This window comes from Streptomyces sp. NPDC014006, assembly GCF_043088925.1.
Taxonomy (GTDB): domain Bacteria; phylum Actinomycetota; class Actinomycetes; order Streptomycetales; family Streptomycetaceae; genus Streptomyces.
Window position 1 is genome coordinate 538511 of record NZ_JBICAJ010000001.1, and the last position, 21703, is coordinate 560213.

General features: G+C 72.1%; 17 protein-coding genes. 12 read left to right on the forward strand and 5 right to left on the reverse strand.

Going from position 1 to position 21703, the window contains the following annotated elements:
• Positions 1-66: 66 nt before the first annotated feature.
• From ACF1GV_RS02440 to ACF1GV_RS02455, 4 genes are all read left to right on the forward strand, one after another.
• Positions 67-1272, forward strand: a complete 1206-nt coding sequence (locus tag ACF1GV_RS02440; protein WP_391677067.1) for an NAD(P)/FAD-dependent oxidoreductase — start codon at positions 67-69, stop codon at positions 1270-1272.
• Entirely contained in the window at positions 1272-3926 is a 2655-nt protein-coding gene (gene nirB, locus ACF1GV_RS02445) for a nitrite reductase large subunit NirB (protein ID WP_391677068.1), read from the forward strand. Before ACF1GV_RS02440 ends, nirB begins: the two co-directional genes overlap by 1 nt.
• Positions 3923-4273, forward strand: a complete 351-nt coding sequence (nirD, locus tag ACF1GV_RS02450; RefSeq protein WP_391677070.1) for a nitrite reductase small subunit NirD — start codon at positions 3923-3925, stop codon at positions 4271-4273. The genes nirB and nirD overlap by 4 nt, the downstream gene beginning before the upstream one ends.
• A 259-nt stretch (positions 4274-4532) precedes the next feature.
• Entirely contained in the window at positions 4533-4844 is a 312-nt protein-coding gene (locus ACF1GV_RS02455; RefSeq protein ID WP_391677072.1) for a hypothetical protein, read from the forward strand.
• 104 nt (positions 4845-4948) lie between these two features.
• Here ACF1GV_RS02455 and ACF1GV_RS02460 read toward each other — a convergent pair whose 3' ends face one another.
• Together ACF1GV_RS02460 and ACF1GV_RS02465 are read right to left on the reverse strand one after the other, a co-directional pair.
• Complete coding sequence (locus tag ACF1GV_RS02460; RefSeq protein WP_391677074.1) at positions 4949-5572, reverse strand: class F sortase; 624 nt, start codon at positions 5570-5572, stop codon at positions 4949-4951.
• 207 nt (positions 5573-5779) lie between these two features.
• Positions 5780-6301 (reverse strand): hypothetical protein, encoded by a 522-nt coding sequence (locus ACF1GV_RS02465; protein WP_391677076.1) that lies wholly within the window; start codon positions 6299-6301, stop codon positions 5780-5782.
• A gap of 376 nt (positions 6302-6677) precedes the next feature.
• Between ACF1GV_RS02465 and ACF1GV_RS02470 the strand changes: the two genes are divergently transcribed.
• Complete coding sequence (locus ACF1GV_RS02470) at positions 6678-7820, forward strand: phosphatidylserine/phosphatidylglycerophosphate/cardiolipin synthase family protein (RefSeq protein ID WP_391677078.1); 1143 nt, start codon at positions 6678-6680, stop codon at positions 7818-7820.
• Between the two features lie 70 nt (positions 7821-7890).
• Here the strand turns inward: ACF1GV_RS02470 and ACF1GV_RS02475 are convergent, their stop codons facing one another.
• Entirely contained in the window at positions 7891-9564 is a 1674-nt protein-coding gene (locus tag ACF1GV_RS02475; RefSeq protein ID WP_391677080.1) for a M4 family metallopeptidase, read from the reverse strand.
• Positions 9565-9693: 129 nt separating this feature from the next.
• On the opposite strand from ACF1GV_RS02475, the gene ACF1GV_RS02480 reads away from it, so the two are divergent.
• Complete coding sequence (locus ACF1GV_RS02480; protein ID WP_391677082.1) at positions 9694-10125, forward strand: gamma-glutamylcyclotransferase family protein; 432 nt, start codon at positions 9694-9696, stop codon at positions 10123-10125.
• Here ACF1GV_RS02480 and ACF1GV_RS02485 read toward each other — a convergent pair.
• Together ACF1GV_RS02485 and ACF1GV_RS02490 are read right to left on the reverse strand one after the other, a co-directional pair.
• On the reverse strand, positions 10112-12295 hold the full coding sequence (locus ACF1GV_RS02485) for a molybdopterin oxidoreductase family protein (protein ID WP_391677084.1): 2184 nt from the start codon (positions 12293-12295) through the stop codon (positions 10112-10114). The two genes, ACF1GV_RS02480 and ACF1GV_RS02485, sit on opposite strands and share 14 nt — an antisense overlap.
• 103 nt (positions 12296-12398) lie before the next feature.
• Positions 12399-13070: a vancomycin high temperature exclusion protein gene (locus tag ACF1GV_RS02490; protein WP_391677086.1), complete on the reverse strand. Its 672-nt coding sequence runs from the start codon at positions 13068-13070 to the stop codon at positions 12399-12401.
• Positions 13071-13231: 161 nt separating this feature from the next.
• Here ACF1GV_RS02490 and ACF1GV_RS02495 point away from each other — a divergent pair, with 161 nt between their 5' ends.
• From ACF1GV_RS02495 to dnaG, 6 genes are all read left to right on the forward strand, one after another.
• Positions 13232-14083 carry a sirohydrochlorin chelatase gene (locus tag ACF1GV_RS02495; protein WP_391677088.1) on the forward strand — a complete coding sequence of 284 codons (852 nt, stop codon included), beginning with the start codon at positions 13232-13234 and terminating at the stop codon, positions 14081-14083.
• A gap of 171 nt (positions 14084-14254) precedes the next feature.
• On the forward strand, positions 14255-14902 hold the full coding sequence (locus ACF1GV_RS02500) for an acetate uptake transporter (RefSeq protein WP_391677090.1): 648 nt from the start codon (positions 14255-14257) through the stop codon (positions 14900-14902).
• Complete coding sequence (acs, locus tag ACF1GV_RS02505; protein ID WP_391677092.1) at positions 14899-16899, forward strand: acetate--CoA ligase; 2001 nt, start codon at positions 14899-14901, stop codon at positions 16897-16899. The genes ACF1GV_RS02500 and acs overlap by 4 nt, the downstream gene beginning before the upstream one ends.
• A gap of 130 nt (positions 16900-17029) precedes the next feature.
• On the forward strand, positions 17030-18286 hold the full coding sequence (locus tag ACF1GV_RS02510; RefSeq protein ID WP_391677094.1) for a deoxyguanosinetriphosphate triphosphohydrolase: 1257 nt from the start codon (positions 17030-17032) through the stop codon (positions 18284-18286).
• Between the two features lie 144 nt (positions 18287-18430).
• Entirely contained in the window at positions 18431-19696 is a 1266-nt protein-coding gene (locus ACF1GV_RS02515) for an NAD(P)/FAD-dependent oxidoreductase (protein WP_391677095.1), read from the forward strand.
• Between the two features lie 38 nt (positions 19697-19734).
• Positions 19735-21639, forward strand: a complete 1905-nt coding sequence (gene dnaG, locus ACF1GV_RS02520; RefSeq protein WP_391677097.1) for a DNA primase — start codon at positions 19735-19737, stop codon at positions 21637-21639.
• Positions 21640-21703 lie beyond the last annotated feature (64 nt).

Genomic DNA, 21703 nt, shown 5'->3' on the forward strand with positions numbered 1-21703 from the left:
GCAGCGTTCCGCGCGGGAAACAGAGGTGAACCCACCGGGAAACACCCGCGCCGCACGCTCAATGGCATGACCTCGAAAACGCGTGTGGTGGTGATCGGCGCCGGGCTCGCGGGCGTACGTCTCGCCCAGCGGCTCGGTGAGCTGGGCGTGGCCGCCACGCTGGTCGGCGAGGAGGAGCACCGGCCCTACAACCGGGTGCTGCTCGCCGAGGTGCTGGCCGGGCGCTACAGCCCCGACGTGATCGCCCTCCCGGCGCCCGCCGGCCTGGTCCGCGCCCGTGTCACCGGCATCGACCGGGCCGAGCGCACCGTGCGCTGCGCCGACGGCACCGAGATCGTCTACGACACGCTGGTGCTGGCCACCGGCTCCAACTCCGTGCTGCCGCCGCTGCGGGGGCTGTTCACTCCGGACCACGAACTTCCCGACGGCGTGCACGCCTTCCGCACCCTGGACGACTGCCTCGGGCTGTCCAAGGCCGTACGGCCCGGTGTGAAGGCCGTCGTCATCGGGGGCGGGCTCCTCGGCGTGTCCGCCGCCCGCGCGCTCGCCGTCCGCGGCGCGCAGGTCGTGCTCGCCCAGCAGGCCGAACGGCTCATGGAGCGCCAGCTCGACCCGAACGCGTCGGCGCTGGTCCACCGGCATCTGACCGGACTCGGCGTCGAGGTGCACACCGAGTGCCGGGTGCGCGACGTGCGCTGCGTCGGCGGCGCGGTGCGCTCCGTGGAGATGGCCGACGGGTTCGCCCTCGACGCCGAACTCGTCGTCCTCGCCTGCGGCGTGCACCCGCGCGTCGGGCTCGCCAAGGACGCCGGGCTCGCCGTGCACAAGGGCGTCCTCGTCGACGACCAACTGCGCACGTCCGATCCCCGCGTCCACGCCCTCGGGGACTGCGCGCAGCACGACGGCAACCTTTACGGTCTTGCCGCTCCCGCTCTCGAACAGGCCGACGTCCTCGCGGAGGTGATCGCCGGGAAGGGCACCGCCCGCTACACCGGCACCCGTTCCCTGACCCGTCTGACCCTCGCCGGTCTCGACCTCGCCGCGTTCGGCGAGACCGTCGCGCTGCCCGGCGACGACGTCGTGCAGCTCGCCGACGCCACCCGCGGCACCTATCGCAAGGTCGTCGTCCGCGACGACCGCCTGGTCGGCGGGGTCCTCGTCGGCGAACTCGGCACCGTCGGCGCGCTCGCCCGCGCCTGGGAGGGAGCAGAGCCGCTCCCGACGAACGGCGGCCCGCTGCTCCACCTGCTCACCCATGACGGAGGCTCCTGATGTCCTCGGACACCACCCCGGACACCACCCCGGCCACCCCCACGGTCGCCACGGACACCCCCACGATCGTGCTCGTCGGCCACGGCATGGTCGGCCAGCGCTTCCTCGAAGCGCTCGCCGAGCGCGGGCTGACCGCCACCCACCGCGTGGTGGTGCTGTGTGAGGAGCCGCGCCCCGCCTACGACCGCGTCGCCCTCACCTCGTACTTCTCGGGCAGGACGCCCGAGGACCTGTCCATGACGGACATGGAGTTCATCAAGGACCACGGGATCGAGCTGTACATCGGGGATCCCGCCGAGAGCATCGACCGCACGGCCAAGAAGGTCACGGCGAAGTCCGGTCAGGTCTTCACCTACGACACCCTGGTCCTCGCCACCGGCTCCTACCCCTTCGTCCCGCCCGTCCCCGGCAAGGACGCCACCGGCTGTTTCGTCTACCGCACCATCGAGGACCTGCTCGCCATCGAGGAGTACGCGGGCGGCAAGGCGTCCACGGGCGCCGTCGTCGGCGGCGGGCTGCTCGGCCTGGAGGCCGCCGGAGCGCTCAAGGGCCTCGGCGTCGACACGCACATCGTGGAGTTCGCGCCGCGGCTGATGCCCGTGCAGGTCGACGACGGCGGTGGCGCGGCCCTGCTGCGCACCATCGAGGACATGGGGCTGTCCGTGCACACCGGCGTGGGCACGCAGGAGATCCTCGCCGGTGACGACGGCGCGGTCACCGGCATGAAGCTGTCCGACGGGCGCGAGATCGCCACCGACATGGTGATCTTCTCCGCCGGTGTCCGGCCCCGCGACCAGCTCGCCCGCGACTGCGGCCTGGCCGTCGGGGAGCGCGGCGGCATCACCGTCGACGCGCAGTGCCGTACCGTCACCGACCCGCACGTCTTCGCGATCGGCGAGTGCGCGCAGGCGGTGGACGGCCGGGTGTACGGGCTGGTCGCGCCGGGCTACGAGCAGGCCCAGACCGCGGCCGCGACCATCGCCGACGACGAGGCCGCCTTCACCGGCGCCGACCTGTCCACCAAGCTCAAGCTGCTCGGTGTCGACGTGGCGTCCTTCGGCGACGCGCACGGCACCAGCGAGAACTGCCTGGACGTCGTCTACTCCGACTCCCGCGCCGGCCTGTACAAGAAGCTGGTCATCGGCCGCGACGGCACCCTGCTGGGCGGCATCCTGGTCGGCGACGCGGAGGCGTACGGCACCCTGCGGGCGCTGACCGGCTCCGTCCCGCCCATCGCGCCGGAGTCCCTCGTCCTGCCCGCCGGCGCCGACTCGGGCGCCCAGCTCGGGCCCTCCGCGCTGCCCGACGACGCGATCATCTGCTCCTGCCACAACGTCACCAAGGGCGCCATCCGCGGCGCGGTCACCGAGCACCGGTGCACCACCGTGCCCGAGGTGAAGAAGTGCACCAAGGCCGGTACCGGCTGCGGAAGTTGCGTCAAGGTGCTCGGACAGCTGGTCACCGCGGAGCTGGAGGCGTCGGGCGTCGAGGTCGACAAGGGCCTGTGCGGCTGCTTCTCCCAGACCCGCGAGGAGCTGTACGAGATCGTCCGCGCGCTGCGCATCGCCTCGTACCAGGAGCTCCTCGACCGCCACGGCCGTGACGGCGCCCGGGGCGGCGACGGCTGCGAGGTCTGCAAGCCGGCCGTCGGCTCGATCATCGCCTCCCTCGCCCCGGCGATCGGCGCGAGCGTGTACGTCCTCGACGGCGAACAGGCCGCGCTGCAGGACAGCAACGACCACTTCCTCGCCAACCTCCAGAAGAACGGCTCGTACTCCGTCGTACCCCGCATCCCCGGCGGTGAGATCACCCCGGAGAAGCTCATCGTGATCGGGGAGATCGCACGGGACTTCGGGCTCTACACGAAGATCACCGGCGGGCAGCGGATCGACATGTTCGGCGCCCGCGTTGAGCAACTCCCGCTGATCTGGGCCCGCCTGGTGGACGCCGGCTTCGAGTCCGGGCACGCCTACGGCAAGGCGCTGCGCACCGTGAAGTCCTGTGTGGGCTCGACCTGGTGCCGCTACGGCGTGCAGGACTCCGTCCGCATGGCGATCGACCTGGAGCTGCGCTACCGGGGCCTGCGCTCCCCGCACAAGCTGAAGTCGGCCGTCTCCGGCTGCCAGCGCGAGTGCGCCGAGGCCCAGTCGAAGGACTTCGGCGTCATCGCCACGGCCAACGGCTGGAACCTGTACGTCGGCGGCAACGGCGGTGCGACCCCGCGCCACGCCGACCTGCTCGCGCAGGACCTGTCCGACGCCGAACTGGTGCGCCTGATCGACCGGTTCCTGATGTTCTACATCCGCACCGCCGACCGCCTGGAGCGCACGAGCACCTGGCTGGAGCGCATCCCGGGCGGCCTCGATCACGTTCGGGACGTCGTCGTGCACGACTCGCTCGGCATCTGCGACGAGCTGGAGGCGCTGATGCGGGCGCACGTCGCGAACTACCGCGACGAGTGGGCCGAGACCGTCAACGACCCCGAGAAGCTCGCCCGGTTCGTGTCGTTCGTGAACGCCCCGGACACCCCCGACCCGGTGGTCGCCTTCGTCCCCGAACGCGACCAGATCAAGCCCGACCTGCCGCTGCTGACCATCGGCATGCGGCCCACCGCAGACCCGGCAGACGTCCTGGAAGGAAGCGCCCAGCGATGACCCTGGCACTCGAGACCACCGACCTGAAGGTCCAGCTCCAGCTCGCCGACGACTGGTTCACGGTGTGCGACCTGAGCGTCCTGATCCCGGGGCGCGGGGTGGCGGCGCTGCTGCCCGACGGCCGGCAGGTGGCCGTCTTCCAGGACCGCTCGGGCGCGCTGTACGCCCTGGACAACCGCGACCCGTTCACCGGCGCGGCGGTCCTCTCCCGGGGCCTGACCGGCACCCACCAGGGCCGCCCGTTCGTCGCCTCCCCGCTGCTCAAGCAGCGTTTCGACCTGGCGACGGGGGAGTGCCTGGACGACGAGACGGTCCGGGTGAGGGCCTACGAGGTCCGCGCCCGCTGACGTACGGCCACGCGGTCTTCCGCAGGGGGGCGGGGGAAATCGAACCCCCGGCTTCCGTGGCAGCACCCTCGTTCGGGACGCCTCCGGGCGGGAGGCTGGACGCACCGCATCCAGCAGCCCGTCCGGAGGCATCCGTCATGGCTCTCGCGCACCGCTCCCACTCCCCCGACTCCGCCGCAGCCCACGTGTGGCGTATCGTCCGGGAACCGTTCACGGCCGCGTCCTGGCGGCGCACCGCCTACGCCGTGCTCGCCTGCCCGTGGGCCTGGTCTGTGTGCCGCTCGCCCTGCTGGGCGCGCCCACCGGACGCCGCCAGCGGGAACTGCTGCGCCGCCTGCTGGGCGCCGACCTGACCGCGGGCTCCCGCACGGGCCTCGCGCACGCCCTGCCGTCCACCCCGCTCAACCTGCTCGCCGCCGCCGTCACCTTCTACGGCTTCTCCCTCGTGCCGATGAACCTGCTCTGGCCGCTGCGTGCCGGTGACGACTACGCGAGCGCCTGGGCGGGCCCACCTTCGCCGGGGCGTGGGCCTTCCACGCGGTCGTCGGCGGGATCGGCTTCCGGCTGCTGACGCCGTGGCTCGTGCGCGGGCTGACGGCGGTGCAGCGCCGTCTGGCCGCCGCGCTGCTCGGCTGGAGGACGCCGGACTGATCCCACCCCGGACACGCGCCGCAGTCAGCGCCGGCTGCCGCTCAGGTGGGCGAAGACGACCACGTTGCCCTGGTAGCCGGTCGTGCGGGAGTAGCCGCCGCCGCAGGTGATCACGCGCAGCTCGGGGCGGTGGGCCGCGCCGTAGACCTTCTGGTCGGGGAAGTTCTCGGCCCGGTAGACGCCGACGGCGTCCACGGTGAACACCGCGGTGCTGCCGTCGCGCCGGTCCACCTCGATGGCGGCGCCCTTCTTCAGCGCGCCGAGGTCGTAGAAGACGGCGGGGCCGGCGGCGTTGTCGACGTGGCCGGCGACGATCGCGGTGCCGCGCTCGCCGGGGGTGGTGCCGGCCTCGTACCAGCCGGCCAGGTTCTTGCGGCCGGCGGGCGGGACGTCCAGGCTGCCGGCCGGGGTCAGGGACAGGCCCATCAGCGGGGCGTTCACGCGGATCGAGGGTATGCGGATCCGGTCGGGCGGGGACGGTGGCAGCGCGGGGGCGGCGGAGCCCTCGGAGCCCGGGTCGGCGGACGCCTCGGCGGCCGACGGCTGCGGCGGGGCGTGCCCGGCGGTGCCGCTGTGCAGCAGCCAGGCACCGGCGCACAGGGCGGCGGCGGTGACCGCCGCCATCGCGGTGTTGCCGACCCGACGCATGGGAACCCCTCTCGACGAAACGGCCTCGGAACGCTCGACGGCCGTGGAACGGACCGGCCGAACGACGACCGGGTGGACTACGGCGGGCCAGGTCACGGCCTCCCGGAGGGACCGTCGCCCCGTGCCCCCCTCCGGGCCGCGAGGGGCGTCGGACCCGGAGGGGGAGGGGACCTGCGGTACCGGCGGACGGACAGCGGAGGGTGTCCGTCAGATCCCGTCGCCTCTCGCCCGGCGATGCAGGAGCCAGGTACCGCCCGCGGCGGCGACGGCGAGAGCCGCCACACCTGCCGCGGTCTGTACGGGGTCGGGGCCCAGAGCGCCGCCGACCCCCGTCTTGACACTTCCGTGCGGCTGCAGCTGCCCGCGCTCGGGAGCCAGCGCCACCAGCAGGTCGCCCCGGACCACGCGGCCGCCCTCCGCGCACGTGGCGACGATCTCGTACGTCCCCGGCTGCGCGCTCGGCGGCACCCGGAACTGCCCGATCGCGTCGCCCTCGTGGGTGCTCGGCGCCAGCGTGAACCGGCCGGCGCCGACCGCGCCGGCGTCGCCCGACGCCGCGCCGCCGTCGCCGCACGCCGCGGTGTTCACCGTGACGTCGGCGCCGGGTACCACGGTGGTCGGGTACACCTCGAGGCCGCCGGCGTCCGCCGCGTACCCGGGCGCGGCGAGTGCGCCCAGTGCGGTGGCGGCGAGCGCGGCAGCGGTCAGCACGCGGAACGTGCGTCGCATCGGTGCTCCTTCGAGCGGTCGGTTGTGCCCCTGCCCTTCCGAGGTAAGGCCCCGCACGCCGCGCCCGCTCCTCGAAACCCCGTCACATATGCGGCGAACGGGTGCCCCGGCCGGCCGAAACGAGCCGTTCCCGACGCCGTTTCAGCAGGTCAGGCACGCCGGGCAGGGGTGTGGAGAAGTGCACCCGATGGGCGTGACCCACCGGTGTGAACGGGTGGTGCCCCGCACTCCGGGTGTCTCGACGGAGTCGACGCGACCGCCGACCGGGGAGCGCCGGTCCAGCGGGCCGACCTCTCGGTCATGGGCATGGCGAAATCGTGGAGATGTGTGGTCTCATCTGGTGCCCGCATCCAAGACGATCTTCGGGAGCCCACGCGTGCGCAAGCACCTTCTCGTGACCGCCCTTCTGGCCACCACCATGTTCCTGCCGAGCACCGGTGTCTCGAGCGCGGCCGACGCCCCCGTCGTCACGGGAGCGGTGTTCAACAACCCCAAGGGCACGACGGCCGAGCAGAACGCCGTCAAGGACCACATCATCAAGGCGATCGACAACACCCAGCCGGGCCGCCTGATCCGCGCCAGCCTGTACGCGCTGAAGGACCAGGACTACGCCGACGCCCTGATCCGCGCCCACCAGCGCGGTGTCGACATCCGTGTCGTGCTGGACGCGGCGTACGCCGACTCCACCGCCGTCGCGAGCCTGAAGGCCGAGCTGGGCACCAGCATGTCGGCGACCTCCTGGGTGCACGTGTGCGGCAGCCAGGGCGCCTGCATCGCGACGGGCGGCACCAACCCGATCAACCACAACAAGTTCTTCACGTTCTCCCGCGTCGGCGACGCGGGCGTGGCCGAGGACGTGGTCATCCAGGCCTCCGCCAACCAGACCTCGGTGAACGTCGACAAGTACTTCAACAACGCCTACACGGTGGTCGGCAACACCGACCTCTACACGGCGTACGTGAACTACTTCAACGACCTCGCGGCGGAGAAGCGCACGAACAACTACTACACGACCGCCAAGGTCGGCACCGAGAAGTACTACTTCTTCCCGCAGTCCACCGGGGACGTCGTGGCCGACGTCCTCGACAACGTCTCCTGCACCGGCAACACCACCGTCGGCACCGCCACGCACAAGTCCATCGTGCGCGTGGCCGCCTTCGCCCTGCACCGTGACGCGGTCGTCCAGGCGCTGGTCGGCCTGGCAGGGCAGGGCTGCTCGGTGCAGATCGTGTACGCCAACAGCAACGACGAGGCCGCCCTCAAGGGCCACGCCAACCTCTCGCTGAAGAAGCTGAACACCGCCGACGGCTACCTGGTGCACTCCAAGTACTTCACCATCGAGGGCAACTACGCCGGCCACCCCGACACCAAGTGGACCTTCACCGGCTCGCACAACCTCGACGAGTCCTCCCTGCGGGACAACGACGAGGCCCTGCTGCGGCTGGAGGGCGCCGCCCCGCACGACGCGTACGTGCAGAACTTCGACCTGCTCCGCTCCTACGCGACGACCGTCTCCTGAAGCGGAGACGACAGGCGAACGCCGTACCGGTGAGGGAAGCCCCTCGCCGGTACGGCGGCTCTCGAACAGGTCAGTTGACGTTGACGGCACTCCACGCCGCCGCCACCGCGTTGTACTCCGCGCTGCCCGCGCCGTAGAGGTCCTTAGCCGCGTTCAGGGTCGCCGTGCGCGCACCCGCGTAGTTCGTCGACGACGTCATGTAGACCGTCAGCGCGCGGTACCAGATCTTGCCGACCTTGTCCCGCCCGATCCCGGTGACGCTCGAGCCGTTGTACGTCGGCGAGTCGTAACTCACGCCGTTGATGGTCTTCGCGCCGCTGCCCTCGGCGAGCAGGTACGCGAAGTGGTTGGCGACGCCCGAGGAGTAGTGCACGTCGAGGTTGCCGACCGTGCTGCTCCAGTAGTCCGCGGAGTTGCCGTCCCTGGACGGCTTGTCCATGAAGCGCAGGGCGGCCTTGCCGAAGCCGGACTTCACGATCTTCTCGCCGATGAGGTAGTCACCGGTGTCGGAGGAGTTGTTCGCGTACCACTCCACCATCGTGCCGAGGATGTCGGATGTGGCCTCGTTGAGCCCGCCGGACTCGCCGGAGTAGGTCAGCGCGGCCGTCTTGGAGGTGACGCCGTGGGTCATCTCGTGCCCGGCGACGTCGAGGGCGACCAGTGGGCCGAACGTGGTGCCGTCACCGTCGCCGTACGTCATGCAGAAGCAACTGTCGTCCCAGAAGGCGTTGTTGTAGGCGTTGCCGTAGTGGACGCGGTTGTAGGAGCCCTTGCCGTCGCCGCCGATGCCGTTGCGGCCGTGCACGTTCTTGTAGTAGTCCCAGGTCTCGTCGGTGCCGTACTGGGCGTCGACGGCGGCCGAGGCGCGGTCGGCGGTGGCGCCGGTGCCCCAGTGGTTGTCGGCGTCCGTGAAGACCGTCGAGGGTGCCCGGCTGAAGCAGATGTTGAGGAAGCACAGGTCGGTCTTGTTCGCCGCGTCACCGGTGTAGGTGCTGCCGCGGGTGGGGTCCTTGAGCTGGTACGACGAGCCCGACTGGGTCGTCTCCAGCGCGACCGTGCCGCTGTAGAGCGACTTGCCGTCGCCGCTGACGTGCTCCAGGCTGTCCCAGGCGTCGATCTGGGTGCCGCTGGTGGCGTCGGTGAGGACCGTGCGGGCCACCGGGTTGCCCTGGGCGTCCTGCGCGACGGCGTTGGTGCGCCAGGCCAGCTTCGGTGCGCCGTGCAGGGCGTCGACGACCAACTCGGGCTTGGCGGTCAGCCGGCGCAGGGTCTCGCCGAGGTTCACCGCGCGCAGCGCGTTCGCGGCCAGGTCGGCGGCCTTGGGACCGGCGATCTTCGGGGTGACGCCCGACAGGGAGACGGTGGACTTCGTCGCCCGGGAGGCGCCGCGGTAGCTGCCGTCGGGGGCGAGGTGGACCACGAAGTCCCCGCCCAGCACGGGCAGTCCGTGATAGGTGCGGTCGTATCGCACGTGCTGGGTGCCGTCCTTGTCCACGATCACGTCGCGGACCGTGGTCTTGACGGCGCCGGTCAGGCCGAGCGCGGTCGCGTGGGAGCGCAGCACGTCCGTGGCGTGGGCGATCGCGGTGGCCCGGGTCGGCCGGTCGGCCGCCTGCGCGTTGGGGGAGAGGGCGGCGGCCAGCAGGGCCGCGGTGGTGGCGGCCACGCCGGCGGCGGCGAGACGGGATCTGCGGGAGCTGCGGTGGGTGCGGGACTCCGGGTCGTGCTGCCGTATCCGACTCATCGGTCTCCTCGGAAAGGCGCCTTGGGGCGCGTGGGGGCGGCGCAGATGTTGACCCAGATTTAAGAGGCCCCCGACATGTCATGTCCATAGCGCATACGGGGAGGTGTGTGAGGAGAGAGAATCGTTTCTGTGACCCTCCCGCCCCCGCCGCACCTCCCGTTCTTCGTCTACGGCACCCTGCGCCCGGGCGAGCCCAACCACGACCTGTTCCTGCGCGGTCGCACGGCGCGTGAGGAACCGGCGCGGATGTCCGGCCTGAAGCTCTACGACGGACCCGGCTACCCCTACGCCGTCGAGGAGAGCGGGGGAGCGGTGAGCGGCGAACTGGTGACGGCACGGCCGCAGGCCTACGGCGAACTGCTCGCCGCACTCGATCAGTTGGAGAACTGCGTCCCGGGCGACCCGCGCAGCCTGTACGACCGCGTCGCACGGCAGGCCGTCAGGGAGAGCGACGGCACTCCGGTCCGCGCGTGGGTGTACGTCGCCGCGCCCGCCGTCGCGGCACGACTGCGGGCGCGGGGGACGCCGATCGAGAGCGGCGACTGGCTCACCCGGAGGTGACCTGCGCGGGCCCGGCCGCCTCCAGCCGTACCGCGCACACCTTGAACTCGGGCATCCGCGACGTCGGGTCGAGGGCCGGGTTGGTCAGCGTGTTGGCGCGGCCCTCGCCCGGCCAGTGGAACGGCATGAACACCGTGTCCGGGCGGATCGCCGTCGTGATCCGGGCCGGCGCCACCGCCCGGCCCCGCCGCGACACCACGGTCACCGGGTCGCCCTCCGCCGCGCCCAGCCGGGCCGCGAGCCGCGGATGCAGCTCCACGAAGGGCCCCGGTGCCGCCCGGTTCAGCTCCTCCACCCGGCGGGTCTGCGCGCCCGACTGGTACTGGGAGACCACCCGGCCCGTGGTGAGCAGCACCGGGTACTCCTCGTCCGGCTCCTCCGCCGCCGGCCGGTGCGACACCGGCACGAACCGGGCCCGGCCGTCGGGCGTCGCGAACCGGTCGAGGAACAGCCGCGGCGTGCCCGGATGCGGGCCGGGCGCCTCGCGGGCCGGGTCGTCGTCCCGAAGGGGCGCGTCGAGAACGGCGTCCTCACCGTCCTGAGGGTCCGGTCCGTCCTCGCCCGGCGCCGGACACGGCCAGAACACGCCGTCGCCCTCGGCCAGCCGCCGGTAGGTGATCCCCGCATAATCGGCGGGCCCGCCCGCGCTCGCCCTGCGCAGCTCCTCGAAGACCTCCTCCGGGTCGGCCGGGAAACCCTTCTCGACCCCGAGGCGCACGGCCAGTTCGCGCAGCACCTCCAGGTCGCTGCGCACCCCCTCGGGCGGTGTGAGCGCCTGCCGGCGCAGCAGCACCCTGCCCTCCAGGTTCGTCGTCGTCCCGGTCTCCTCCGCCCACTGCGTCACCGGCAGCACGACGTCCGCGAGGGCCGCCGTCTCCGACAGCACGACGTCGCACACGGCGAGGAAGTCCAGCGACCGCAGCCGCTCCTCGATGTGCGCGGCACGCGGCGCCGACACCACCGGGTTGGAGCCCATCAGCAGCAGGGCGCGAATGTCCGTGCCGAGCGCGTCCAGCAGCTCATAGGCGCTGCGCCCCGGCCCCGGCAGCGTGTCCGGATCCACGCCCCACACCGCGGCCACGTGCCGCCGGGCCTCGGGATCGTCCAGCTTGCGGTAGCCGGGCAACTGGTCGGCCTTCTGGCCGTGTTCGCGCCCGCCCTGCCCGTTGCCCTGCCCGGTCAGGCACCCGTACCCGGACAGCGGCCGCCCCGCCCGCCCCGTCGCCAGACACAGGTTGATCCACGCGCCCACCGTGTCCGTGCCCTTGGACTGCTGCTCCGGGCCGCGGGCGGTGAGCACCATCGCCGCCTCGGGCTCGCAGAACATCCGCACCGCCTCGCGCAGCTCCGGAACGGACACCCCCGTGATCCGCTCCACGTACTCCGGCCAGTGGGCCATCGCCCCCGCCCGCGCCTCCTCCCAGCCCGAGGTGCGCTCCTGGACGTACGCCTCGTCGACGCGGCCCTCGGCGACGACCAGGTGCAGCAGGCCCAGTGCCAGTGCCAGGTCGGTGCCCGGCCGGGGCGCCAGATGCAGGTCGGCCTGCTCGGCCGTCCGCGTCCGCCGCGGGTCGACGACGATCAGCGTGCCGCCGTTCTCCCGCAGCTCCTGGAAGTAGCGCAGCGCCGGAGGCATGGTCTCGGCGAGGTTGGAGCCGACCAGGATCACACAGCCGGTCTTCGGGATGTCCTCCAGCGGGAAGGGCAGCCCCCGGTCCAGACCGAACGCCTTCATGCCGGCCGCCGCGGCCGACGACATGCAAAAACGCCCGTTGTAGTCGATCTGGGACGTCCCGAGCACCACCCGCGCGAACTTGCCCAGGGTGTACGCCTTCTCGTTCGTCAGGCCGCCCCCGCCGAACACGCCCACCGCGTCCGGACCGCTCTGTACGCGCGCGTGGCGCAGCTCCCCGGCGATCCGGTCCAGCGCCTCCTCCCAGGACGCCGGCACCAGCGTGCCCTCGGCGGAGCGCACCAGCGGCGAGGTCAGGCGGACGCTCGACGCCAGCACGGCCGGCGCGGTACGCCCCTTGCCGCACAGCGCGCCCCGGTTCACCGGGAAGTCCGCGCGCTCCGTCACCTCCACCGTCCCCTGCGGGGTGGGCGTCAGATTCATCCCGCACTGCAGCGCGCAGTACGGGCAGTGCGTGGGCGTCGCGGTGTTCTGCATGCCCCTCAGCCTGCGTCGGCCGTGTTACGGGTCCGCACGGCATGGTGTTACACAGCCGGGACGGCGACCTCCCCGCGGCCGGCGGGGCACGGTGAGGCGAGGGTCAGCGCCTGCTCGCCAGCGCCCGCGCCACGCCGGGCTCCTTCGGGCCGAGGAAGCGCGGATCGGGCCGGAAGAGGGCGTCCAGCGCCGCCTTGCCGGCCGCGAAGACCTCCCGGGTCCCGCCGTAGTACCAGGTCACGTCGTGCCACTCGTCCACGCCGACGCCGTACGACGTCACCCCCGCCGCCTCGCACAGTGCCACCGCACGCCGGATGTGGAAGCCCTGGCTGATCAGCACGGCCCGGTCGACCCCGAAGATCTTCCTGGCCCGCACGCAGGAGTCCCAGGTGTCGAACCCCGCGTAGTCGCTGACGATCCGCTCGGTCGGCACACCGTGCTTGCGCAGATACGTCCGCATGGCGTCCGGCTCGTCGTAGTCGGCGCGGCTGTTGTCCCCGGTCACCAGCACGACCTCGATGCGCCCCGCCCGGTACAGCGCGGCCGCCGCGTCCAGCCGGTGCGCCAGATACGGCGACGGCTCCCCGTCCCACAGGCCCGCCCCGAAGACGACGGCGACCTCGGTGTGCGGCACGTCGGCCGCGCTGCGCAGCCGGTCGCCCGTGACGGTGTACATCCAGGTCGAGGGAAGCAGCGCCAGCACGCAGACGGCCATCACCGCCTGCACCAGCCGGCGCTGTCCGGTACGCGTGCGTGGCAGTCTCCAACGGCGCATCGCTTCTTCTGCCCCCTCCTGATCGGTCCCGATGCATCAGGACGCGCCGCCACCCGATCCGGTTCACTCACACCGCGCACGGGCCCGCGGTGAGCCACAGGAAAAGACAGCCGTCACGGTCACGCAACGGCGACGCAACCTCACGACGCCAGGATCCTTCCATGACGGCGTCGAACCCTCCCCGCGACGAAGCCCACCTCGACAGCACCGCGCAGCACCTGATGAGCGCGATCAGCACCGAGCTGACCGGCCGGCTCCGCCTGGTCCGCCCCGACGGCCGACGCCGCCCCGCCCAGCCCGCCCTGGTCCTCGTGGCCCACGGCAGCCGCGACCCGCGCGCCCTGAGCACCGTCCGCACCCTTCTGGAGCGCGTCCGCGAACTGCGCCCCGCGCTGCCCGTGCACCTCGGCCACATCGAGCTCAACGCCCCCCTGCTCTGCGACACCCTCACCGCCCTGGGCGACACGCAGGCGGTCCTGGTGCCGCTGCTGCTCACCCGCGGCTACCACGTCAAGCAGGACATCCCGGACCTGGCGGCCGCCTCCCCGGTACGCGCACGCGTGGCCGCACCCCTGGGCCCCCATCCCCTCCTGGTGGAGACCATGTACGCCCGCCTCACCGAGGCCGGCTGGCCGGTGCGGATGACGGACCCCGAGCGCCGCGCGAGCGCCGTGGTCCTGGCCGCCGCCGGCTCCCGTGACCCCGACTCCGCAGCGGACACCCGCCGCACGGCCCACCTCCTCGCCGACCGCCTGGGCGTCCCGGTCGTCCCGGCGTACGCCTCGGCGGCGACCCCGACCGTGGAGACGGCCGTCCGGGCCCTGACGGCGCGAGGCCGCCACCGCATCGCCGTGGCCTCCTGCTTCACGGCCCCGGGCCGCTTCGCGACCCAGTGCGCGAAGGCCGCGCCGTGGATCGCGGCGGAACCGCTGGGGGCCCATTCGGCGATGGTGCGGCTGGTGCTGCAGAGGTACGAGCAGGCGCTGCAGATGCCGGTCACGACGGCCGCCTAGAGATCTGCTGCCGGGGAACCCGGTCAGCGCCCCCGACCGACGCCGGACGTCCGTTCGTCGTACAGGCGGCGCCGTTCTCCTGTGCAGGCCGTGCGCGAGGCGTCGACATCCATAGGTGGTGCCTACAATGGATCTCACATTCTTGTGATCCAGATCACAGGAGGAGCGCAAATGAGCACCCCGACCACCGAACAAGGAAGAATCGCGGACCCCGGCCCGCTCGGCCTCGCCGCCTTCGCCGCGACGACCTTCGTTCTCAGCACCTTCAACGCGGATCTGATCACCGACAAGAAGCTGGTCGCCGTAGTCCTGCCGCTCGCACTGTTCTACGGCGGGCTCGCCCAACTCCTCGCCGGCATGTGGGAGTTCCGCAAGGGAAACACCTTCGGCGCCACCGCGTTCGGCTCCTTCGGCGCCTTCTGGCTGTCGTACGCCGCCTACGCGAAGTTCGTCGCGCCCGGCCTGCCGGTGTCCACCGCGCACCAGGCCAGCGGGCTGTTCCTGCTGGTGTGGGCGGTCTTCACGGTCTACATGACCGTCGCGGCGACCCGCACGACGGGGGCGATCCTCGCCGTGTTCGTCACGCTGTCCGCGACGTTCATCGTCCTGTGTGTCGCCGATTTCGCGCAGTCGCCGGACACCGTCAAGGCCGGCGGCTGGCTGGGCCTGGTCACGGCCGTGTGCGCCTGGTACGCGTCCTTCGCCGGCGTCACCAACTCCACGTACCAGCGTGCCGTCATGCCGGTCTTCCCGAACCTCGGTGAGCACCTGCGGTCGCACCGCACGCACCATCGCGGTCCCTTCGGAGCCCACGCATGACCGACTCCGGTGGCGAGACACTCTCCAACCTGCTCCATGAGGAGCGACGGTTCCCGCCGCCCCCGGAGCTGGCCGACGCGGCGAACGCCACCGCGGCGGAGTACGAACGCGCCGGTGCCGACCGCCTCGCCTTCTGGGCCGAAGCTGCCGGCCGGCTCCACTGGGCACGGCCCTTCGACGAGGTGCTCGACTGGAGCCGTGCCCCGTTCGCCCGCTGGTTCACCGGCGGGCGCCTGAACGCGGCGTACAACTGCCTGGACCGGCACGTGGAGGCCGGTCTCGGGGAGCGGGTCGCCTTCCACTGGGAGGGCGAGCCCGGCGACACCCGCACGATCACCTACGCCGACCTGACGGCGGAGGTGTGCCGGGCCGCCAACGCCCTGCGGTCGCTCGGCGTGCGCACCGGCGACCGGGTGGCGATCTACATGCCGATGATCCCGGAGACGGTGGTGGCGATGCTGGCCTGCGCCCGCATCGGCGCTCCGCACACCGTGGTCTTCGGCGGCTTCTCCGCCGAGGCGCTGCGCGGCCGGATCCTCGACTGCGACGCGCACGTGGTGATCACGGCCGACGGCGGCTACCGCAGGGGCAAGCCCTCCGCGCTGAAGCCCGCGGTCGACGAGGCACTGCGCGAGTGCCCCGACGTACGCAGCGTCCTGGTGGTGCGGCGCACCGGACAGGAGGTCGACTGGGCCGACGGCCGGGACGTGTGGTGGCACGACCTGGTGGACGCACAGCCGTCCGAGCACGAGGCGGAGGCATTCGACAGCGAACACCCGCTGTACATCATGTACACCTCCGGCACGACAGCCCGCCCGAAGGGCATCCTGCACACCACCGGCGGCTATCTCACCCAGGTCGCCTGGTCGCACTGGGCGGTGTTCGACGTCAAACCGGAACGGGACGTGTTCTGGACGGCGGCGGACATCGGCTGGGTCACCGGCCACTCGTACATCGTCTACGGCCCGCTGGCCAACGGCGTCACCTCCGTGATGTACGAGGGGACACCGGACACGCCGCACCAGGGCCGCTGGTGGGAGCTGGTCGAGAAGTACCGCGTGTCGATCCTCTACTGCGCCCCGACCGCGATCCGCACCTTCATGAAGTGGGGCGGCGACGTCCCGGCCGAGTTCGACCTGTCGTCGCTGCGCCTGCTGGGCTCGGTCGGTGAGCCGATCAACCCGGAGGCGTGGATGTGGTACCGCAAGCACATCGGCTCCGACCGCTGCCCGGTCGTGGACACCTGGTGGCAGACGGAGACCGGCGCTCAGATGATCAGCCCGCTGCCGGGCGTGAGCGTCTGCAAGCCCGGCTCGGCCCTGCGGCCCCTGCCGGGCATCGCGGCCGACGTCGTCGACGACAGCGGCAAGCCGGTGCCCGACGGCTCCGGCGGCTATCTGGTCCTGACCGAACCGTGGCCCGGGATGCTGCGCACCATCTGGGGCGACGAGCAGCGGTACATCGACACCTACTGGTCCCGTTTCCCCGGGGTGTACTTCGCCGGGGACGGCGCGAAGAAGGACGAGGACGGCGACATCTGGCTGCTCGGCCGGGTCGACGACGTCATGAACGTCTCCGGGCACCGCATCTCCACCACGGAGGTCGAATCCGCCCTCGTCTCCCATCCGATGGTCGCGGAGGCAGCCGTGGTCGGCGCGAGCGACCCGACGACCGGGCAGGGTGTCGTGGCCTTCGTCATCCTGCGCAGCGACGCGGGAGAGCCGGGGGCGGGTGGGCAGGCCGGTGCAGAAGAGGTGGCAGGCGAACTGCGTGCCCACGTCGCCAAGGAGATCGGCCCGATCGCCCGGCCCCGGCAGATACTGGTCGTCGCCGAACTCCCCAAGACCCGCTCCGGCAAGATCATGCGCCGCCTGCTGCGGGACGTGGCCGAGGACCGCGCGCTCGGCGACGTCACGACGCTCACGGACTCCACCGTCATGGACCAGATCCGCGAGCGGCTGCCCTCGGCGGGCTCGGCGGGAGGAGAGGAGGCGTAACGAAGCGCCGGCCACACGGATCCGGGCCGTGTCGCCGCCCCCTGCGGCAGGCACGGCCCGGAAGCCGAAACAGGAAACTCGGCAGACGCGCAGGCGCCCGTTTGTCACACCCCCCGCTTACTGTCGAGACATGCCGTACGACGCGCAGGACACCGAACGCTGGGCCCCCGAACCGGAGAAACGCCCCGGCCGCACCGCATTCCAACGCGACCGGGCGCGAGTCCTGCACAGCTCGGCCCTGCGAAGGCTCGCCGGCAAGACCCAGGTCGTCACGCCCGGCGAGCGCAGCGCGTCCGCCTGGGACGCCAGCCCCCGCACCCGCCTCACCCACTCCCTGGAGTGCGCCCAGGTGGGCCGAGAGCTCGGCGCGGCCCTCGGCTGCGACCCGGACCTCGTGGAGGCGGCCTGCCTCTCGCACGACCTCGGCCACCCGCCCTTCGGCCACAACGGCGAACAGGCGCTGAACGAGTTCGCGCAGGACTGCGGCGGCTTCGAGGGCAACGCCCAGTCCCTCAGGCTCCTCACCCGCATCGAGCCCAAGCGGTTCACCGAGGAGGGCTCCGTCGGCCTCAACCTCACCCGCGCCGCCCTGGACGCCGCCACCAAGTACCCCTGGCCGCGCGGCGCCCACCCCACCGACCCGTCGTCGGGGAAGTTCGGCGTGTACGAGGACGACCGCCCGGTCTTCGACTGGGTCCGCAAGGAGGCCCCCGGCACGCGCGCGTGCTTCGAGGCGCAGGTCATGGACTGGTCCGACGACGTCGCGTACTCGGTGCACGACGTGGAGGACGGACTGCACGCCGGGCACATCGACCCCGTCTGCCTGCACGCCGAGCCCGAGCGGCGGGACGTCTTCCAGGTCGCGATCGGCCGGTACGTGCCCGCGGACACCGACCCCGGGGAACTGGCGGCCGCCCTGGACCGGCTCCTGGACGAGGAGTGGTGGCCGCACGGCTACGACGGCTCGGCCGTCGCGCAGGCCCGGCTGAAGGACGCCACCAGCCAGCTCATCGGCCGGTTCTGCCTGGCCGCCGAGGCCGCCACCCGGGAGGCGTACGGCGGCGGACGGCTCATCCGGTACGCCGCCGAGCTGGTCGTTCCGTGGGAGACCCGGCTGGAGTGCGCGGTGCTGAAGGCGGTCGCCGACCGGTACGTCATGCAGCGTGACGAGCAGGAGCGGCTGCGTGCCGACCAGCGCATCGTCGTCCTGGAACTGGCCGCCGCGCTCACCGCCCGCGCCCCCGAAGGCCTGGACCCGCAGTTCCGCGCCCTGTTCGACAAGGCCGGCGACGACCGGTCACGCAAACGGGTGATCGTCGACCAGATCGCCTCGCTCACCGACGCCTCGGCTCGTTCCCTTCACGCCAGGCTGACAAGACAGGCGTGACACTGGAGGCCCATGTGCCCTGAACACGCATCCGGACCCAACCCAATGTGACCCTCCGTGGCCTGATCGGGCCACACCCTCTTCCCCCATCACGCTCCGTGCGGGACGCTCCCTTGTGGCGGCACCCTTACGAGGAGGCATCAAGTGGTCGACGCGGACCAGACATTCGTCATCGTCGGAGGCGGCCTGGCCGGCGCCAAGGCGGCCGAGACGCTCCGGGCGGAGGGCTTCAACGGGCGCGTGATACTGATCAGCGACGAGCGCGACCACCCCTACGAGCGCCCGCCCCTGTCCAAGGGCTACCTCCTCGGCAAGGACGAGCGCGACAGCGTCTTCGTGCACGAACCCGCCTGGTACGCGCAGAACGACATCGAGCTGCACCTCGGCCAGACCGTCGACGCCATCGACCGCGCCGCCAAGACGGTCCGCTTCGGGGACGACGGCACCCTCGTCCACTACGACAAGCTGCTGCTGACGACCGGCGCCGAGCCGCGCCGGCTGGACATCCCGGGCACCGACCTGGCCGGCGTGCACCACCTGCGCCGCCTCGCGCACGCCGAGCGGCTCAAGGGCGTGCTGAGCGCGCTCGGCCGGGACAACGGCCACCTCGTGATCGCCGGTGGCGGCTGGATCGGCCTGGAGGTCGCCGCGGCGGCCCGCGGGTACGGCGCCGAGGTCACGGTGATCGAGCCGTCACAGACCCCGCTGCACGGCGTCCTCGGACCCGAACTGGGCAACGTCTTCGCGCAGCTGCACCGCGAGCACGGCGTCCGCTTCCACTTCGGAGCGCGGCTCACCGAGATCGTCGGCCAGGACGGCGTGGTCCTCGCCGCCCGCACCGACGACGGCGAGGAGCATCCGGCGCACGCCGTGCTGGCGGCGATCGGGGCGGCGCCCCGCACCAGCCTCGCGGAGGCGGCCGGCCTGGAGATCGCCGACCGGGCGCACGGCGGCGGGGTCGTGGTGGACGAGCGGCTGCGCACGTCCGACCCCGACATCCACGCGGCCGGTGACGTCGCCTCCTTCCCGCTCGCCCTGTTCGGCACCCGGCTGCGGGTGGAGCACTGGGCGAACGCCCTGAACGGCGGCCCCGCGGCCGCCCGCGCCATGCTCGGCAAGGAGCTCGTCTACGACCGGGTGCCCTACTTCTTCACCGACCAGTACGACCTGGGCATGGAGTACAGCGGATGGGCGCCCCCGGGGACGTACGACGAGGTGGTGATCCGCGGGGACGCCGGGAAGCGGGAGTTCATCGCTTTCTGGGTGAAGCAGGGGCGCGTGCTGGCCGGAATGAACGTGAACGTGTGGGACGTCACAGAGCCCATCCAGAAACTGATCAGCTCCCGGACACCGGTGGACCTGGAGGCCCTGTCCGATCCGCACGTCCCGCTCGACGGCCTGGCCTCCTGAGCATCGGGAGTGTCACTCCGGCCCCGTAGAATCTCCACGTGGCAGGACGGATCAGAGACGAGGACGTGAAGGCGGTTCGGGACGCTGTCCCGATCGACGCCGTCGTCTCCGAGTACCTCCAGCTGCGCAACGCGGGCGGCGGCAACCTCAAGGGCCTGTGCCCCTTCCACGACGAGAAGACGCCGTCCTTCCAGGTCAGCCCGAGCAAGGGACTCTTCCACTGCTTCGGCTGCCAGGAGGGCGGCGACACCATCGCCTTCGTGATGAAGGTCGATCACCTGACCTTCTCCGAGGCCGTCGAGCGTCTCGCCGGCCAGGCCGGCATCACCCTGCGCTACGAGGAGGGCGGCTACAACCCCTCCCACCAGCGCGGCGAACGCATCCGCCTGGTCGAGGCCCACAAGGTCGCCGCCGAGTGGTACGCCGAACAGCTCGCCACCAGCGCCGAGGCCGACGCCGGCCGGATCTTCCTCGCCGAGCGCGGCTTCGACCAGAACGCCGCCCTGCACTTCGGCGTGGGCTACAGCCCCCAGGGCTGGGACCACCTCGTGCGCTACTTGCGCGGCAAGGGCTTCAGCGACAAGGAACTGCTGCTCTCCGGCCTCGCCCAGGAGGGCCGCCGCGGCCCCATCGACCGCTTCCGCGGCCGCCTGATGTGGCCGATCCGGGACATCGGCGGCGACGTCGTCGGCTTCGGCGCCCGCAAGCTGTACGAGGCGGACAACGGCCCGAAGTACCTCAACACGCCCGACACGGCGATCTACCGCAAGAGCCAGGTGCTGTACGGCATCGACCTGGCGAAGAAGGACATCGCGAAGTCCTCCCGCGCGGTCGTCGTCGAGGGCTACACCGACGTCATGGCCTGCCATCTCGCCGGTGTCACCACCGCCATCGCGACCTGCGGCACCGCCTTCGGCACCGACCACATCAAGATCCTGCGCCGCCTGCTGATGGACAACGGCTCGGCCCGCGTGATCTTCACCTTCGACGGCGACGCGGCCGGTCAGAAGGCGGCCCTGCGCGCCTTCGAGGACGACCAGAAGTTCGCCGCCGAGACCTACATCGCCATCGCGCCCGACGGCATGGACCCGTGCGAGCTGCGCATCGTCAAGGGCGACGAGGCGGTCGCCGACCTGGTCGAACCGCGCACCCCCCTGTTCGAGTTCGCGCTGCGCCAGATGGTCGCCCGCTACGACCTGGACACCCCGGCCGGCCGCGCCGCAGCCCTTGACGAGGCGGCCCCGGTCGTCGCCCGCATCAAGAACAGCGGTGCCCAGCACGAGGTCGCCGTGCAGCTCGCCGGGATGCTCGGCATCCTCGACACCCAGTTCGTCGTCAAGCGGGTCGCCCAGCTGGCCCGCTGGGCCCGCGACCGCGGCGGCAAGGGCCCCGCGCCGGCCACGCAGTCGGACCGGCAGCAGTGGGCGGCCACCGCGGGACCCGCGTTCTCCGGCCCGGCCCTCACCCTGCGCAACCCCGTCTACGCCACCGAACGCGAACTGCTCAAGCTCGCCCTGCAACGCCCCGAACTGGTCTCCCCGGCCTTCGACGCGTACGGCATCGACGAGTTCACCGCCCCGCCGTACGCCGCCGTACGCCAGGCGATCCTGGACGCGGGCGGCGCCGAGCAGGGCGTCGCGGACGGGCAGGAGTACCTGGTCCGCGTCCGCGAGGCCGCCCCCGACGACCGGGTGCGCGCCATGGTGACCGAGCTGGCCGTCGAGGCGATCCTGCGCCGCACGGTCGACGAGACCTACGCCGGCACGGTCCTGATCACCGTCCGCCGCCGGGCCGTGGAACGCCGGATCACCGAGATCCAGTCCCAGCTGACCCGCCTCGGCGCCGCCGGCGACCCGGCCGCCCTGGCCGCCGTACAGAATGAGCTGTGGGTCCTCCAGCAGTACGACCAGGCACTTCGGGCGCACGGGGCCGCGGCGCTCTGACCCGGCCCGCCCCGCGGGATCACCAGCCCGTCACGGACCGGACGCAAAAAGTCATCGCACGCCC

Excerpts from the sequence above, each read along its gene's own strand:
- ACF1GV_RS02460 (WP_391677074.1), bottom strand. The coding sequence starts at position 5,572 with ATGCGTCGGGTCGGCAACACCGCGATGGCGGCGGTCACCGCCGCCGCC.
- acs (WP_391677092.1), top strand. The coding sequence starts at position 14,899 with ATGACCGACTCCGGTGGCGAGACACTCTCCAACCTGCTCCATGAGGAG.
- ACF1GV_RS02490 (WP_391677086.1), bottom strand. The coding sequence starts at position 13,070 with ATGCGCCGTTGGAGACTGCCACGCACGCGTACCGGACAGCGCCGGCTG.
- ACF1GV_RS02485 (WP_391677084.1), bottom strand. The coding sequence starts at position 12,295 with ATGCAGAACACCGCGACGCCCACGCACTGCCCGTACTGCGCGCTGCAG.
- nirB (WP_391677068.1), top strand. The coding sequence starts at position 1,272 with ATGTCCTCGGACACCACCCCGGACACCACCCCGGCCACCCCCACGGTC.
- ACF1GV_RS02475 (WP_391677080.1), bottom strand. The coding sequence starts at position 9,564 with ATGAGTCGGATACGGCAGCACGACCCGGAGTCCCGCACCCACCGCAGC.
- ACF1GV_RS02440 (WP_391677067.1), top strand. The coding sequence starts at position 67 with ATGACCTCGAAAACGCGTGTGGTGGTGATCGGCGCCGGGCTCGCGGGC.
- ACF1GV_RS02465 (WP_391677076.1), bottom strand. The coding sequence starts at position 6,301 with ATGCGACGCACGTTCCGCGTGCTGACCGCTGCCGCGCTCGCCGCCACC.
- ACF1GV_RS02510 (WP_391677094.1), top strand. The coding sequence starts at position 17,030 with ATGCCGTACGACGCGCAGGACACCGAACGCTGGGCCCCCGAACCGGAG.
- nirD (WP_391677070.1), top strand. The coding sequence starts at position 3,923 with ATGACCCTGGCACTCGAGACCACCGACCTGAAGGTCCAGCTCCAGCTC.
- ACF1GV_RS02500 (WP_391677090.1), top strand. The coding sequence starts at position 14,255 with ATGAGCACCCCGACCACCGAACAAGGAAGAATCGCGGACCCCGGCCCG.
- ACF1GV_RS02495 (WP_391677088.1), top strand. The coding sequence starts at position 13,232 with ATGACGGCGTCGAACCCTCCCCGCGACGAAGCCCACCTCGACAGCACC.